We start from the raw sequence: 14,497 nt of genomic DNA, 5'->3' as shown, positions 1-14,497 counted from the left end.
CGAATTTCCCCCTAAGACCCGCCCCCGCCGCGCGCTTCTTCTCTGCCTGCCCGAAATAAACACGTCTTATTTTATCGTGTTTATGCAAGACTGCCTTCAGACCCGCCTGTTCCCGGATGCGAGAGGAAGAATTATGTCCCGCCACGAACCCTGGCTGCATCGGCCAACCCTTGCCGAACGTCTGGCGTCGGTGCCGCCGGGCAGCCCGATCCTGCGCGCCTTGCGCAACCGGCCAGAACTGCTGGCGGGCCTTGAATCGGGCTATCAGGATCTCTTGCGTCATAGCGGCGCCGCGCGGGCCGAGGCGCTGGCGATTGCCGCTTTCACCGCGCATCTGCATGGCGAAGAAGCGGTCAGCACCCATCTTCACGTACTGCTTCAGGCGGCGGACAGCGAGCTTGCTCTCCTGATTGCGGAAGAGGCGGAGAACGCGGCTCTGCCCGGGCCTTACGGCACCTGGCCCCCTGGCCCGCTTTCGGCCGAGGATCTGGACGGGCCGGCCTGGCGCGCCGATCCGCCGCTGCGGCTGCGGCTTGGGGGGCGCCTGTCGGCGGCGCTGGAACATGCGCATCTGGTGACGCTGCACCCGCGCGACATCACGCCCGCGGCAGATGAGGCGCTGGAGCGGGCCGACTGGCTGCCCGCCGAGACGCTGGATCTTAACCGGCTGATTGCCTGGATCGGTGCGCTGAGCCCGGTGGTCAGTGGCCTCAGGGCCTATGCGCATGCCCGCCATCTTCAGCGCACAGGCACGACCGCCCAGGACCGGCCCGCCGGGTTTGCCTATGGCTGACCCAATGCTGCCCGAACCGGGGATTCCGGGCCAGGGCGTGGCCCCCTGCGGGACACCGTCCACTGAGCCGCCCGCCTCCCGCCTGCCGGACCGTTTTACCAGCCGTCGCCACGAATGGCGGCCCCGCAAAGCCGCGCAGACGGCAATCCCGACGCCGATCCAGCTGCCGGCGGTCGAGACAGAGCCGGTTGCCTTTCTGCCTGCCGTGCTGACCGGGGATGCGGGGCCCGTCCTTACAGCGTCAGCGGAATTTCTCGCCCGCCGCCGTGGTGCCGGACTCGCCCAGGGTGAGCGCGACCTCGCGGCCACCGCCGTCGCGCGCCGCATCGGCTGTTTTTTCACCGCCGCCGCCCATGCCCGTCGCGCCGCTGCCGGCCTCAGGCGCAAGCGCGAGGTCGAGGTCCTGCTGGAAGAGGGGCTGCCAAGCCCGCTCGGGGGCCGCTCTGGTGGCGTGATCGCGGCAGCCTCGGCGCTGGCGGCGATCCCGGTCAGAGCCAGCCGCCAGGTCTTCTGGACACTGGAGGAGGAAAAGCTTGATGATCAGGAAATCACCGATCTGATCCTGGTGGCAGGCTTTGCGGCCTGGAATGCCCGCCTCGCGCTGGCCACCGGTGAGAGCCGTCGCCTTGATTCCGAAACCCGCCGGAGCGTCTCGCCATGCGTAAACCCTGGCGCTTGATCGCCCCGGCAGATCATGCCCTGGCCGATGCGGTGCAGCTTGTGCTGCGGGCGCGGCAGCTGCCTGTCCTGCGCGATGAATGCGGCCCGCTGCCGGCGCTCTTTGCGCCCGACGCGGATCCGGTGCCCTTGCATGATGCCGCCGCCTTGCTCGCCGCGCTGCCGGATATGCCCGGAACTGCCCTGCCATTGCTCGGGGCCATGCAATCCGCCCAGGCGCGGCTGGCGGCAATCGACCCTGCGGCCTTTCCGGCTGATCTGGACCTGACCATCTACGCCCTGCGCCAGGAGTTGCGCGCGCTGGAACCTCTCGCCCCAAAGACGGCGCCGGAAAGCGATGCCGGGCTGATCATGGCGCCGCTTTTGTGGCGGATCGGGATTTATGATCTCCATTTCGGGCTGTTCCTGCTCTCGGGCCTGCCGGGACTGACGGCGTTGCGCGCGCAGCAGCGGATCAGCCCGCAGATTGCGGGCCTGCTGAACGCGGGCGCCGCACTCGGGATTCTGCAGCGTCCCGGGCGGCTGACCGGGGCAACAGCCCCGCCGACCGACTGGTCCCGTGCACTCGGCCCGGAAGGACGGGAGAAATCCCTTCTCCCAAAGGCGCAAAGAAGAAAAGATCCTTCCATTGGCAGCGGGGGGCACATTCGTTAGCCATCCGGCGCAGCGCGCACAGTGCCAGTGACGGAGAGTTCGATGGACGGAGCCCCGGGGGAAACCATCGGTGACGAGGCGGCGGCGGATGACGCCGCGCTGATCGCCCGCCTGACCGAACGCCTGCGCCTTTTGCGCATCGTCTCGCAGCAGCGGCGGTATCACGGGCGCCCGACGCCGCGCCTGCTCTCGAAACGCGCCATCATCAAACTGCTGAACGATATCGTCGCGACGCTTTACCCGCGCCATTTCGGCCCCCAGGACCTCGCGCCCGAGGCCACGGATACCTTCATCGCGCAGATGCTGGCCTCGATCCGTCTGCGCCTTGCCGATCTTGTCATCACCGAGCTGATGCTGGCCCCCGATGCCGAAGCGGCAGCGGCGCGCGCCCGGGGCGAGGCGCTGTCCCGCGCCTTCCTTGAACGGCTGGTGATCATCCGCGATCTGCATGACACCGATATCCTCGCGGCCTGGCAGGGCGACCCTTCCGCGATGAGCCTTGACGAGGTCGCCTTTTGCTTTCCCGGTGTGGCCGCGATCCTGCATCACCGCATCGCGCATGAGCTGAGCCGTGCCGGCATCCGCATGATCGCCCGCATCATGGCCGAGCATTCGCATTCCGTGACCGGGATCGACATCCATCCCGGCGCAAAAATCGGGCCGGCGTTTTTCATCGACCACGGCACCGGTGTGGTGATCGGCGAGACAGCGGTGATCGGGCGCAATGTGCGGCTTTATCAACAGGTGACGCTGGGTGCCAAGAGCTTCCAGGACGATGGCACCGGGGCGCTGGTCAAAGGGCAGCCGCGCCATCCGCAGATCGGCGATGATGTGGTGATCTATGCCGGGGCGACGATCCTTGGCCGGATCACGGTCGGCCAGGGCGCGGTAATCGGCGGCGGCGTCTGGCTTTTGGAAGACGTGGCCCCTGGCGCGATGGTCACCCAGGCGCGCCCGATGTTGCGGGTCGCTCCGGGCTGAGCGCGCCCGACGGGACTCATCCAACGGTTTTGCCACAGATTCGCGGGAATTTCCGGCGCTGAGGCCTGCGCAGCTCCAGGCAGCCGCAGATCGCCCCTTCCCCAAAAGGCGCCTGCGGAAGAGAAATTTTATCTCTTCCGCAGGCGCCGCAATCGGCCTGTTCCAAGTTTGGCGCCCTTTGGCAAAACGGGGCGAAAACCTGTTCCTGACCGGGGATTTCCAGCGCTATCCTGATCCTGTTGCGGGCCCGGCCCGGCGGTTTGCGGATCCCGCAGCCAGGGCCAGAAAACTGGGAGTGTGATGATGAATCTTCGTGCCGATACCAGCTTTTCCGCGGTTCCCGTGGCGCAGGATGGCTTTGCCGGGGTCATCGCGCCCCGCACTGCCTGGGATCTTGTCTCGCGCGGCGAGGCGGTGATCCTCGATGTGCGCACAGTGGAAGAGCGCGCCTATGTCGGGCGCGTTCCCGGCACGCTGCATGTCGCCTGGGCGACCGGAACTGCGATGAACCGCAACCCGCATTTCACCCGCCAGGTGGCGGCGCTGGTGCCGGATAAAACGGTGCGGCTCCTGCTTATCTGTCGCAGCGGCAAACGATCGGCGCTGGCGGCCGGGGCTTTGACCAAAGCCGGCTGGACCCAGGCCTTCAGCGTGGCCGAAGGCTTCGAGGGCGAGCTGGATGCTGCTGGCCAGCGCGGCACCGCCGACGGCTGGCGCTTTCACGGCCTGCCCTGGCACCAGGATTAAAACGACGCCCTTCCGGCCGCCCCCCCCCCGGCTCCCCCCGGTTCCCCGGCCACGCCATCCCTGGTTTTACGGAGACAGCAATGCCCATCCCTGCCCGCGACCATACCGGTTTCGCGGACGATATTTCGGCGACCGTCGCCGGCCTCGCCGAAGCCCGCCATGACTGGCGCGTCTCACATCTGCGCCTTGAAGAAGCGGGGCCGCGAGAATTGCCCTCACCCGAGCGTGTCGCGGCGATTGTCACCGATCTGCGGGCGGTTTTGTTCCCGATGCGGCTTGGCCCGGCCGATCTGCGCCAGGAGAACGAGAATGAGTTCATTGCAGTCACCCTGGCGCGCGCCGCGCAGGACCTGACCCGCGAAACCGCGCGCGAGCTTGACTGGGCGCGCCGCTATCTTGGCCCCGGGGCTGCGCCTTCGCCCGATGCCGCCCCGGCCATCGTCGCCGAATTCATCCAGAGCTTGGCCGGGATCCGCCGGATCCTCGACACCGATGTCGTCGCCGCCTTCCGCGCCGATCCGGCTGCACGCGGGGTTGATGAGGTGCTTTTGTGCTATCCGGGGCTGCGCGCCCTGATCAACCATCGGCTCGCGCATCGGCTTTTCACCCTTGGCCTGCCGCTGATCGCGCGGCTGATTGCCGAGATGGCCCATGGCGAGACCGGCATCGATATCCATCCCGGCGCCCGTATCGGCGAGAGCTTTTTCATCGACCACGGCACCGGCACCGTGATCGGGGCCACCGCCATCATCGGCGACCGGGTGCAGCTGTTCCAGGGCGTGACGCTGGGCGCCAAAAGCTTTCCCACCGATATGCAGGGCAATGTGGTCAAGGGCCTGCCGCGCCATCCGATCATCGAAGACGATGTGGTGATCTATTCCGGCGCCACGGTGCTGGGCCGGGTGACCATTGGTCAGGGCTCGGTCCTTGGCGGCAATGTCTGGATCACCGGCGATGTTCCGGCCTGGAGCATGGTGTCGCAGGCCAGATCGCAATCGCGGGAACAGCCAGAGAACGGACATGCCAAAATTGCCTGAATCCCCTCCCGTTTATGGCAAAATATTCTACAAAAACTGATTGAATTGGAAGTTTATTCCACCAAAAATATACAAAAGAGAACATAGTTTCACACCACCTCCTCCCCCACCCCCTCAAGCGGAGCGCCTTATGGCCGATCTCTCCCCGCAATCTGCGCTTGGCGACAACGCCGCCCGGCAGCTTGCAAATGCCACCAAAACCGTTCCGATCCTTTCGACAATCAGCCCGCGCTGGCTTGTCCATCTCTTGCAATGGCTGCCGGTCGAGGCCGGGATCTACCGGCTCAACACGGTCAAAAACCCGCAGGATGTGCATGTCGCCTGCACCGCGCGGGAAGACGAGTCTGAGCTCCCGCAGACCTTTGTCGATTATGACGAGGCGCCGCGTGAATATTTCCTGAATGGCGTCTCGACCATTGTCGATGTCCACACGCGGATCTCGGATCTCTATTCCAGCCCGTTTGACCAGGTCAAAGAGCAGCTGCGCCTGGCGATCGAGACGATCAAGGAAACCCAGGAAGGCCAGCTGATCAACAACCCGGATTACGGGTTGCTGGCCAATGTCCATCCCGATCAGGTGAATTACCCGCTGACCGGCGCGCCGACCCCGGATGATCTCGACCTGCTGATCGCGAAAGTCTGGAAAGAGCCCGCCTTCTTCCTGACCCATCCCGATGCGATTGCCGCCTTTGGCCGCGAATGCACCCGGCGCGGTGTACCACCGCCGACCGTGTCGCTGTTCGGCTCGCAATTCCTGGCCTGGCGCGGCATTCCGATCATCCCTTCTGACAAGGTGCCGGTGGTCGATGGCAAGACCAAGATCCTCCTGATCCGGGTGGGCGACAAGCGCCAGGGTGTGGTCGGCCTTTATCAGCCGGGCCTTGCAGGCGAACAGGCGCCAGGGCTTTCGGTGCGCTTCATGGGGATCAACCGCTCGGCGATCGCATCCTACCTGATCAGCCTTTATTGCAGCCTCGTCGTGCAATCGCCGGATGCCCTGGCCGTGCTGGATGATGTGGAGATCGGCAAGTTCCATGACTATCCCGACACCTATAAGTAACCCGCTGCCCGCGCCGGATGTCGTGCCGCAGGGTCTGCCCGATGTGGCTGCCCTGACGAGCCTCGCCTCGCAATTCTTCGCAGCGCTTCCGGGTGCTGCGGGGAATGGGGCTCCCGCTTTTGGGGGGCATTTGCCGTCAAACCCGGTGCCTGCTAATCCGCAGCCGACGGGCTTTTCGCCCGGGCCGCTCGCAAATGGCCCCGCTTTGCCCGGGGCCTTCGCGCCCGGGGCAAATGCCGCGCCAGCCAATCCGCAGGACGGCGCGGCAGTGCTGGCCTCAACGCCCTCGCTCGCCCCGAAAGCGGCGGCCGTGAATGGTCTGCCTGACTATGCCGCCATCGTGCCACCCGCATTGAACGGCCGGTTCGGGGGGCATTCGCTCGGCGTGCCGCAGGTCTCTCCGCGTGCAGCGCCCACAACGGACAGCGCATCGCCCTTCTACTTCCTCGCCGATGCCACGCCCTACGCGCCCCAGTCCAAAGCGCCGGATATGCCGCGCGAGGATCTGGTTTCCGCCCGCAGCTTCGGCCTCCCCGGCGCGGATGATTTGCGTGCACTGCTCGCAGACAACCGGGCGCCCGCGCGTCCGGCCCCGGCAAGCCAGCCGCAGCGCGGGGCTTTTGACGTCCATGCCGTGCGTCGCGACTTCCCGATCCTGCAGGAGCGGGTGAACGGGCGGCAACTCGTCTGGTTCGACAATGCAGCCACCACGCAGAAACCGCGCCAGGTGATCGAACGGGTCTCGTATTTCTACGAGCATGAGAATTCGAACATCCACCGCGCCGCGCATGAGCTGGCCGCCCGCGCCACCGATGCCTATGAAAAGGCACGCGAAACCGTGCGGCACTTCATCAATGCGCCTTCGGTGAATGAGGTGATCTTTACCCGGGGCACCACCGAGGCGATCAACCTGATCGCCAAATCCTAGGGCGCAAAGAATATCAGCGAGGGCGATGAGATCATCGTCTCGAACCTCGAACATCACGCGAATATCGTGCCCTGGCAGCAGCTCGCCTGGGCGGTTGGCGCGAAGATCAGGGTGATCCCGGTTGATGCGGATGGCCAGGTGATCCTTTCGGAATATCAGCGTCTGCTCGGGCCGAAGGTGAAGCTGGTTTCCGTGACCCAGGTCTCGAACGCGCTTGGCACCGTGGTGCCGGTGAAAGAGATCGTCGATCTGGCGCATCGGAATGGCGCAAAAGCGCTGGTCGATGGCGCGCAGTCGATCAGCCATATGCGGGTCGATGTGCAGGATATCGGCGCGGATTTCTTTGTCTTCTCCGGCCATAAGATTTTCGGGCCGACCGGCATCGGCGCGGTCTGGGCAAGGGCCGAGATCCTTGACGATATGCCGCCCTGGCAAGGCGGCGGCAATATGATCGAGGATGTCACCTTCGAGCGCACCCGCTTTCAGCCCGCGCCGAATAAGTTCGAGGCCGGGACCGGGAACATCGCCGATGCGGTCGGCCTTGGTGCCGCGCTGGAATATGTCGAGGGCTGGGGGATCGAAAATATCGGCCGCTACGAGCATGAGCTGCTCGATTACGCGACCCATCTTCTGCGGCCCATCAAAGGTGTGCGGCTGATTGGCACGGCGCGCGACAAGGCTTCGGTGCTCTCCTTCACGCTGGAGGGCTACACCACGCATGATGTCGGCGTTGCGCTGAATGAAGAAGGCATCGCGGTGCGCACCGGCCACCATTGCGCGCAGCCGATCCTGCGCCGCTTCGGGCTGGAGACGACCGTGCGGCCCTCTCTGGCGTTCTACAACACGCGCGATGAGGTCGACCGCTTCATCGCAGTGGTGCAGCGACTGTCGAAAGCGCCGCATTGAAACAGGCCCGCCCCGAAGGCACGGGGCGGGCTATCTTTCGCTGAGGATCTGGTCAGTCGTCGCCAGCCGGATCTGATCCTCGCAGCGCGGATAGATCAGGCGCAGCGCCGCCTCATGCGCCTCGCGGGCGGAACTGCCGACGGCATCGGTGGCAATCGTCACGTCAAAGCCCAGATCCATCGCATCCATCACCGCCGCAAGCACGCAGACATCGGTTTCCACCCCGGAAAACACGATATGGCGCACGCCATCGGCGAATAGCCTCTCGGTCACGCCCGCGACCTTGAACGGCGAATAGACCAGCTTGTCGATCACCAGCGCCTTCGCCGCAAAGGGCTGCAATTCCGCCACCAGTTCCAGCAGAGCAGGGTCGATCTTTTCGCCGGTCAGCATATCCCAGCGTTGATAATAGCGCGCCCAGGTGCCGGTGGCGGCCTCCGCCGTCTCGGGCACGACAAACCGCGCGAAAGCGTTATGGCCGCGAAAGCCCTCGCAAAGCCGCACGACATTCGGCAGCACCTCGCGCAGCATCGGCGTGTGCCAGACGGTTTCCTCATCAAACAGGCGCTGCATGTCGATGACCATATGAAGCATATCGCGCATCTCAGCCCTCCACCAGGATCGTATGCGCGGCGGGCCAGCTGAGCGTGACCTCGGCGCCGTTGGGCAGGATCACCCCGTCGCTGTTTTGCGCAAAGACCTTCAGCCGCTGGCCGCCCGGCCCTTCCATCAGATAGGTCAGGTTGGCGCCCGCATAGATCGCGTTCAGCACCTTCGCCCGCACCTGGTTTTCATGGGTCGCATCAAGGCTGATCTTTTCAGGCCTGACCGCCAGTGTCACCTCACGGCCCTCGGGCAGGCCCGGCGCGCTGATGCGGTGCGCCGCGACGGTGATCGCGCCACCTTCTACCAGACCGGCAAAGAAATTGGCATCGCCAAGGAATTCGGCGGCAAAGCGGGTGGCGGGCCGTTCATAGATCGCCGCCGGTGCCCCCATCTGCACGATGCGGCCACGGTCGAGGATCGCCACCTGATCCGACAGGGTCAGCGCCTCTTCCTGGTCATGGGTCACGAAGATCGTCGTGACACCGATCTCGCGTTGCAGGCTCAGAAGCTCGACCTGCATCTCCTGTCTGAGCCGCCGGTCCAGCGCAGAAAGCGGCTCATCCAGCAAAAGCACCTTCGGCCCGGTCACAATCGCCCGGGCCATCGCAACACGCTGCTGCTGGCCGCCGGAAAGCTGTTTCGGCAGGCGCTCGGCAAAGCCCGGCAGCCGCACCATCTCCAGCGCCTCGTCAACACGGCGCTTTGCCTCGGCGCCTTTGACCCCGCGCCGGCCAAGGCCGAAGGCGACATTGTCCCTCACGTTCATATGCGGGAACAGCGCGTAGCTCTGGAACACCATGCCGATATTGCGCGCCCAGACCGGGATGCGGGTGACGTCTTCGCCGCCAATCGTCACCTGGCCCGCCTCGGGCGTGATGAAGCCCGCGATGATCCTCAGAAGCGTCGTCTTCCCCGAGCCGGACGGGCCCAGAAGGCTGGTAAAGCTCCCCGATGGGAAATCGACGGTGATATCGGTCAGAACGGGGCTGCCGCCATAGGATTTGGCGATGCCCGTCAGCTTAACGTCGGACATCTTTCGCTCCGAACTTCGAGAAGATGAAATAGATCAGCACCAGCGCCATCGAAGCGAGCAAAAGCACCGTCGAGATGATGTTGATATCGGGGGTGAAGCCCTTGCGGATCGCGGAATAGATTTTCACCGGCAGCGTCGTATAGCCGGGCGTGGCCAGGAAATAGGAGATCACGAACTGATCGAGCGAGACCGCGAAGGCAAACAGCGCCGCGCCGATGATCGAGGGGGTCAAGAGCGGCAAAGTCACCCGGAAAAAGGCGAAGAGCGGCGTGGCGCCCAGGCTCATCGCGGCCTCTTCGAGATCCTGGCGGATGGTTTGCAGGCCCGTCGAGACCACAAGCACAACGTATGGAATGGCCAGCGCGACATGCCCGATCAGCATGGCGTGAAAGCCGCGACCGATGCCGCTCCAGTAGAACATCACCAGCATAGCGGTGCCGGTGATCAGCCAGGGGATGGCGATGGGCGGAAGCAACATCACGCGCAGGAAGTTGCGGCCCGGAAACTCGCGCCTGTGCAACGCCACGGCGGCAGCGGTGCCGACCGGCGTCGCGATCAGCGTCACGATTATGGCCACGATGACCGAGTTCTTACCGGCCTCGAGCAGCTCGGCATTCTGCCACAGCTCATGCCACCAGCGGGTCGAGAATTCAAATGGCAGCTGGTAATAGGGCGAGGCGTTGAAGCCCATCGCGATCATCACGCCGATGGGCAGGTAGAGAAAGAAGATCAACAGGCAGAGATAGACGCGACCAAAGGCTTTCATCCGCTCACAACTCCGCATTGCGGCGCAACACGCCGGAGAAGGTCGCGAAAATTGCCAGCACCACCGCGAGCAGCATGAAGGAAAGCGCGGCCCCTTGTGGCCAGTTGAAGCCTTGCGTGAAACTGTCCTCGATCACGGTGCCCAGTGTCACGCCCTGCGGGCCGCCAAGGATGCGCGGCTCCATGAACGCGCCCACCACCGGCACAAAAATCAGCACCGAACCGGCGATCAGGCCAGGCGCTGCCATCGGGATCAGGATGCGGCCAAGGATCGTCCACCACCGCGCGCCAAGACTTTCCGCCGCCTCGACAATCGCGTCATCGATGGTCGAGATCGCGATATAGCAGGTCAGGACCATATAGGGCAGATAGCCATGCACCAGGCCCAGCACGATGGCCGGGCGCGAATAGAGGAAGCCGACCGATGCGGCCTCGGGCAGGATAAACTGGACGACCGCGTCAAGGAACCCGCCTTCGCGGATCACCATGGTCCAGGAAAAGATCCGCACCAGCCCATTGGTCCAGAATGGCAGCAGGATCAGGATCAGAAACACCCATTGCGACCGCCCGAGACCGGACCGCGCCAGCGCCAACGCGGCCAGAAACCCGGTCACCGCGCAGATCAGCGTGGTGGCAAAGGCGATCTGGAAGGTCCAGGAGGCGACCTGCCACATATAGGGCTGGGTGAAAAATATTTTATACTGATCAAACGTGTAGCCGATTTCCTTAGTGCCGATGGGTGTGGCTGTCATGAAGGAAAACAGGAACATCGCGCCGAGCGGCAGGAAGATCGCGATCATCAGCCAGCCATAGGCCGGCAGCAAAAGCGCCGTGGTCGCAACCCAGGGCGGCAGTCGCCTCCCGCCCATGTTCAGGGCGGGGGCTGTGGTGGCGGGGCCTGCGCTCATTTCGCGGCGTAATAGGCCTTCATTTCCTGCCAGAGCGCGTTGAACGCATCGCGGCGTTCATCGGGCAAGGCCGACATGATCGACATCGTGTCGATATATTCCGCCTTATGGACCTGTTTCATCAGATCATCCTCGGGCAGTTTCGCCATGGCATCGACATTGGCCGAAGCCGGCGCGCCGACCTCGGTCGCCCAGCGGAAATAGAACTCCGGGTCGATCATGTAATTGATGAATGCATGGGCGGCATCGACATCCGGCGCGGTGGTCGGCACGGCGAGCCCGTCGAGCCAGCCGATCGCGCCCTCTTTCGGCACCACGAAATGCACCGGCAGACCGCCATTGCGGAACGAGCGCACCACGCCGCCCGACCAGGCGACCGACAGATCGAACTCATTCGCGGCGAAAGCCTTGTTCCACTGATCTTCCGAGGTCCAGAGATTGTGCAGGTTCGGGCGCACCGATTGCAGGAAGGTTTTCACCGCCTCCAGATCTTTCGGGTCATTCATGTCCTGACCGGTCGCCAGTGCGCCAAGGCCCACAGCGGTCACCGCATCATCGAACAGCGCGACCTTGCCCGCCCAGGCCGGGTCTGCCAGCGCGGCGTAGCTGTCGGGATCGGTCTTGCCATCCCGGACGCCCAGCCCGTTCATCCCCCAGACCCAGGCGCAGCCGAAGGTCTCACCCTCATATTGCATATTGTCATGGTCTTTGAGCTTCGGCGCGAGGCCCGTCGCATTTGGGATCTTTGCGAAATCGACCGGCTGGATCAGCCCCTGCCCCGCCGCCTGCGCGATCCGGGCCGAGTTGATCAGCACCACATCATAGGCGCCGGGATTGGTCGCCAGTTTGGTGATCATCTCGGCTTCGGAATTGAAATAGTCATGCACGACCTCGATGCCGGTCGCCGCGGTAAAGGCCTCAAGCGCCCATTTCTCGTCGGTGCCGTAGCCCTGCCAGTTCAGCACGGTGATCTTCGTCGCCGCCAGCGCGCGGCGCGGCCCCAGCAGCGTCGTTGCCAGCACCGTGCCGCCCATCAGTTGCACCATTGCGCGTCTGCTGAGTCTCATGTCCCGTCTCCCTCCCTGAAGGCCATGCGGGCGCGAACGGCTCCGGGCCTCTGATCTTCCTGCGATCTTGCCCCGCAAGGGACAGCGCAACTCCGTCCCTGTCAAGCACCATGCCGGGTGTTGCGAAACCAGATCGAAAGCCGGGCCGGTCTTGCCGCCGACAGGCTCAGCTGCAAGGGGCCATCGCCGGGGCCCTGATGCAGCGGGGCGCCATCCAGCTCGACCGCCAGCACATCCGGCCTCCGGATCTGCGGCAGGCTCAGGCGGCCGGCCTCGCAAGCGGGAATTTCGCAGCTGAAACAGCCCTCGCCAAAGCGAATATGTCTGAGCGGACCCGCGATATCGCTGACCAGCCGCGCCTGACCCGCCGGGTCTGACAGCGTCAGCACCCCCCCTGCCCGGCTCACCACCACCGGCCCAAGCGGGCTTTCCAGCGGACCCATCCGGCAATCGGGCCCGTTTTGCAGGCTCCACCCGGTCCAGGGGGAAAAGCCGCAGATTTCCTCGACCGCCATCAGTGGCAACAGCCCCGCCCAGATGTAAAACCCATCGGCATCGCCCTGGTCGAGCACCTCGCCGGTTTCGGGGTTGTAATTCTCGCCCGCGATCCGCGCCTCGTCCCAGTTCCTGCGGAAAAGCGCGAGGCTTTCCGCGGCGAGACGCGCGGCGCGCGTGGTCTCGCCGGCGCGGTGCAGGCCCAGCCAGACAAGGTAATTCACATTGGGCCAGATCCGCCCGCGCCAATAGACATTGTCCTGATAAGCCGGATCGTCGCGGGTGGCATTGGGCAAGGGCCAGGGGCTGCGGAAGGTCTCCGGATCCTCAAGATGCCGCATCAGGGCCGCCTGCTGGCCGGCATCCGCCGCGCCGCATAAAAGCGGGTAAAAGCTGGTCGGCGACAGCGATTTCACAAATGCCCCGCCGCGCTGGCGGTTGGCAAAGATCTGGCGGCTTTCATCCCAGAGCTTTTCGCGGATCAGCCGGCGATGCGTCCCGGCCAGTTCGCGCATTTCCGTCGCGGTGGCGGTATCGCCCAGCTCAGCCGCGATCAGCGAAAGCACCTCGGCATCCAGCGCGACCACGCAATTCAGCCCCAGATCCCAGGTCGAGAGGCTGCGGCTCTCTGCCTGCCAGACGGCCTCGTCATGGGTGGCGCTGTTGTCCATCCCCGTCTCATTCCGGGCGCCGAAATGGGTGCCCTGATACAGGGCCGCGCCCACATCCGACGACCCGCAAGAGATCAGCCCGGACTGATCCGGGTCGCGTTCCAGCCGCCACCAGCGATGGTTTCTCAGCAAAATCTCATATTGCGCCGACAGAAGCGAACGCTCGCCCAGGCGCAGGAACAGCGACCAGGCCACCAGCGCGCCAAGCGGCGGCTGGCTGCGATCCACCCAGGCGTCGTTCGATGTCACGATACAGGCGATATTCCCCTGCGGCGTAGCGCCGCCATGCGCCACTGCCATATTCTGCCGCGCAAGATCGGGGTCCAGCACACCCGCCAGCAGCGCGGCATAGCATTGGTCATTATACCAGACCGCGTAGCGCCCGAGATTCCAGATCCGCGTCACTTTGGTATAGGGGCGATGATTTTCGGTGTCCCAGACCGTGTTCCAGCCGGTGATGTCGCGAAGGGCCTCCAGCGCACCGGCGGCCGCGCCCTCATGCAGCGACCCGGGCACAGGCGCGGGTGCGGCCAGAGCCGCTTTTGCCCCCGCCACAGCGAGGGCTTCGCTGTCGGCCACCGCCGCCGCCCAGGCGCCGTCTCGCATCATGTCGAGATTGAAGCGCAATGCCAGCAAAGGGGCGGCGTCAGCCCGGCTTTCAAGGCTGAAATAGCCGTTCTCTTCCAGATCCTCACGCAAAGCGCCCAGATCCTGATGGCCGGATACGACAATCGCCGGATCGCGGCTGACAATCGCGGCCCAGCGATGGCCGATGCGGATCAGCACCGCCCCCGCCGCCTTGTCGAACCGCGCATCCGCCCCCTCGGCGGATATCGCCAGCACCACCCAGAACCTCGCCCCCCATTCGCCGGTCTCGTGCGCCTCCCAGGCGCCACGGACCATGAAAGGATCAGTGGTTCCCGCCTGAAACCCGATCCTTGTGCCGGCGAAATCGGTCTCGAGCCCCGCGAAGCCACCATCTGTCCGATGCGGCCCCAGCCGCACCACATCCGCCCGTGGCTCGATCAGCGAGGTCTTGCGCGCCCTTGTCGAATAAAGGACCGGCGTCACCCTGAGCCCGAGCGGCTGGAAGATCATCTCGGCGGGCCGCTCGCCCCAGGTGAACCAGAGCCGCGACAGCGGCAGGGTCGTGGTCATCGACATCGGG

General features: G+C 64.8%; 13 protein-coding genes and 1 pseudogene. 8 read left to right on the top strand and 6 right to left on the bottom strand.

The window, feature by feature from the left end:
• The first annotated feature begins 133 nt into the window (after positions 1-133).
• The 8 genes and pseudogenes from JC607_RS01335 to JC607_RS01300 all read left to right on the top strand — a co-directional run bounded on the left by JC607_RS01335 (position 134) and on the right by JC607_RS01300 (position 7,784).
• Positions 134-793, top strand: a complete 660-nt coding sequence (locus JC607_RS01335; RefSeq protein WP_198835125.1) for a hypothetical protein — start codon at positions 134-136, stop codon at positions 791-793.
• Complete coding sequence (locus JC607_RS01330; protein ID WP_198835124.1) at positions 786-1,472, top strand: hypothetical protein; 687 nt, start codon at positions 786-788, stop codon at positions 1,470-1,472. The genes JC607_RS01335 and JC607_RS01330 overlap by 8 nt, the downstream gene beginning before the upstream one ends.
• Positions 1,451-2,125 (top strand): hypothetical protein, encoded by a 675-nt coding sequence (locus JC607_RS01325; RefSeq protein WP_198835123.1) that lies wholly within the window; start codon positions 1,451-1,453, stop codon positions 2,123-2,125. The genes JC607_RS01330 and JC607_RS01325 overlap by 22 nt, the downstream gene beginning before the upstream one ends.
• 42 nt (positions 2,126-2,167) lie before the next feature.
• A complete protein-coding gene (locus JC607_RS01320; protein ID WP_198835122.1) occupies positions 2,168-3,106 on the top strand; it encodes a serine O-acetyltransferase in 939 nt (312 codons plus the stop codon).
• 300 nt (positions 3,107-3,406) lie between these two features.
• The gene (locus JC607_RS01315) at positions 3,407-3,853 is read left to right on the top strand and encodes a rhodanese-like domain-containing protein (RefSeq protein ID WP_198835121.1); all 447 of its coding nucleotides are present in this window, start codon (positions 3,407-3,409) and stop codon (positions 3,851-3,853) included.
• Positions 3,854-3,933: 80 nt separating this feature from the next.
• The gene (gene epsC, locus JC607_RS01310) at positions 3,934-4,890 is read left to right on the top strand and encodes a serine O-acetyltransferase EpsC (protein ID WP_198835120.1); all 957 of its coding nucleotides are present in this window, start codon (positions 3,934-3,936) and stop codon (positions 4,888-4,890) included.
• Positions 4,891-5,020: 130 nt separating this feature from the next.
• Entirely contained in the window at positions 5,021-5,950 is a 930-nt protein-coding gene (locus JC607_RS01305; protein ID WP_198835119.1) for a family 2A encapsulin nanocompartment shell protein, read from the top strand.
• A pseudogene (locus tag JC607_RS01300) lies at positions 5,883-7,784 on the top strand (family 2A encapsulin nanocompartment cargo protein cysteine desulfurase). The gene JC607_RS01305 and the pseudogene JC607_RS01300 overlap by 68 nt, the downstream one beginning before the upstream one ends.
• Before the next feature lie 30 nt (positions 7,785-7,814).
• Here JC607_RS01300 and JC607_RS01295 read toward each other — a convergent pair.
• The 6 genes from JC607_RS01295 to JC607_RS01270 all read right to left on the bottom strand — a co-directional run bounded on the left by JC607_RS01295 (position 7,815) and on the right by JC607_RS01270 (position 14,493).
• Complete coding sequence (locus JC607_RS01295) at positions 7,815-8,387, bottom strand: isochorismatase family cysteine hydrolase (protein WP_198835118.1); 573 nt, start codon at positions 8,385-8,387, stop codon at positions 7,815-7,817.
• A 1-nt stretch (position 8,388) separates the two neighbouring features.
• Positions 8,389-9,423 carry an ABC transporter ATP-binding protein gene (locus tag JC607_RS01290; RefSeq protein WP_198835117.1) on the bottom strand — a complete coding sequence of 345 codons (1,035 nt, stop codon included), beginning with the start codon at positions 9,421-9,423 and terminating at the stop codon, positions 8,389-8,391.
• Positions 9,410-10,189, bottom strand: coding sequence for an ABC transporter permease (locus JC607_RS01285; RefSeq protein ID WP_233092526.1), 780 nt, complete (start codon positions 10,187-10,189; stop codon positions 9,410-9,412). Before JC607_RS01285 ends, JC607_RS01290 begins: the two co-directional genes overlap by 14 nt.
• 4 nt (positions 10,190-10,193) lie before the next feature.
• Positions 10,194-11,096 (bottom strand): ABC transporter permease, encoded by a 903-nt coding sequence (locus JC607_RS01280; protein ID WP_233092525.1) that lies wholly within the window; start codon positions 11,094-11,096, stop codon positions 10,194-10,196.
• Complete coding sequence (locus tag JC607_RS01275) at positions 11,093-12,163, bottom strand: PotD/PotF family extracellular solute-binding protein (RefSeq protein WP_198835115.1); 1,071 nt, start codon at positions 12,161-12,163, stop codon at positions 11,093-11,095. Before JC607_RS01275 ends, JC607_RS01280 begins: the two co-directional genes overlap by 4 nt.
• A 101-nt stretch (positions 12,164-12,264) precedes the next feature.
• A complete protein-coding gene (locus tag JC607_RS01270; RefSeq protein ID WP_198835114.1) occupies positions 12,265-14,493 on the bottom strand; it encodes a trehalase family glycosidase in 2,229 nt (742 codons plus the stop codon).
• Positions 14,494-14,497: the final 4 nt, after the last annotated feature.

The sequence above is a fragment of the Paracoccus sp. IB05 genome (assembly GCF_016405985.1).
In the GTDB taxonomy this organism is placed as follows: Bacteria; Pseudomonadota; Alphaproteobacteria; order Rhodobacterales; family Rhodobacteraceae; genus Pseudogemmobacter.
Note: the sequence above shows the minus strand (reverse complement) of the source record. Positions and strands in the feature narration are given on the sequence as shown.

Excerpts from the sequence above, each read along its gene's own strand:
- JC607_RS01315 (WP_198835121.1), top strand. The coding sequence starts at position 3,407 with ATGATGAATCTTCGTGCCGATACCAGCTTTTCCGCGGTTCCCGTGGCG.
- JC607_RS01285 (WP_233092526.1), bottom strand. The coding sequence starts at position 10,189 with ATGAAAGCCTTTGGTCGCGTCTATCTCTGCCTGTTGATCTTCTTTCTC.
- JC607_RS01330 (WP_198835124.1), top strand. The coding sequence starts at position 786 with ATGGCTGACCCAATGCTGCCCGAACCGGGGATTCCGGGCCAGGGCGTG.
- JC607_RS01275 (WP_198835115.1), bottom strand. The coding sequence starts at position 12,163 with ATGAGACTCAGCAGACGCGCAATGGTGCAACTGATGGGCGGCACGGTG.
- JC607_RS01280 (WP_233092525.1), bottom strand. The coding sequence starts at position 11,096 with ATGAGCGCAGGCCCCGCCACCACAGCCCCCGCCCTGAACATGGGCGGG.
- epsC (WP_198835120.1), top strand. The coding sequence starts at position 3,934 with ATGCCCATCCCTGCCCGCGACCATACCGGTTTCGCGGACGATATTTCG.
- JC607_RS01305 (WP_198835119.1), top strand. The coding sequence starts at position 5,021 with ATGGCCGATCTCTCCCCGCAATCTGCGCTTGGCGACAACGCCGCCCGG.
- JC607_RS01320 (WP_198835122.1), top strand. The coding sequence starts at position 2,168 with ATGGACGGAGCCCCGGGGGAAACCATCGGTGACGAGGCGGCGGCGGAT.
- JC607_RS01295 (WP_198835118.1), bottom strand. The coding sequence starts at position 8,387 with ATGCGCGATATGCTTCATATGGTCATCGACATGCAGCGCCTGTTTGAT.
- JC607_RS01290 (WP_198835117.1), bottom strand. The coding sequence starts at position 9,423 with ATGTCCGACGTTAAGCTGACGGGCATCGCCAAATCCTATGGCGGCAGC.
- JC607_RS01325 (WP_198835123.1), top strand. The coding sequence starts at position 1,451 with ATGCGTAAACCCTGGCGCTTGATCGCCCCGGCAGATCATGCCCTGGCC.
- JC607_RS01270 (WP_198835114.1), bottom strand. The coding sequence starts at position 14,493 with ATGTCGATGACCACGACCCTGCCGCTGTCGCGGCTCTGGTTCACCTGG.
- JC607_RS01335 (WP_198835125.1), top strand. The coding sequence starts at position 134 with ATGTCCCGCCACGAACCCTGGCTGCATCGGCCAACCCTTGCCGAACGT.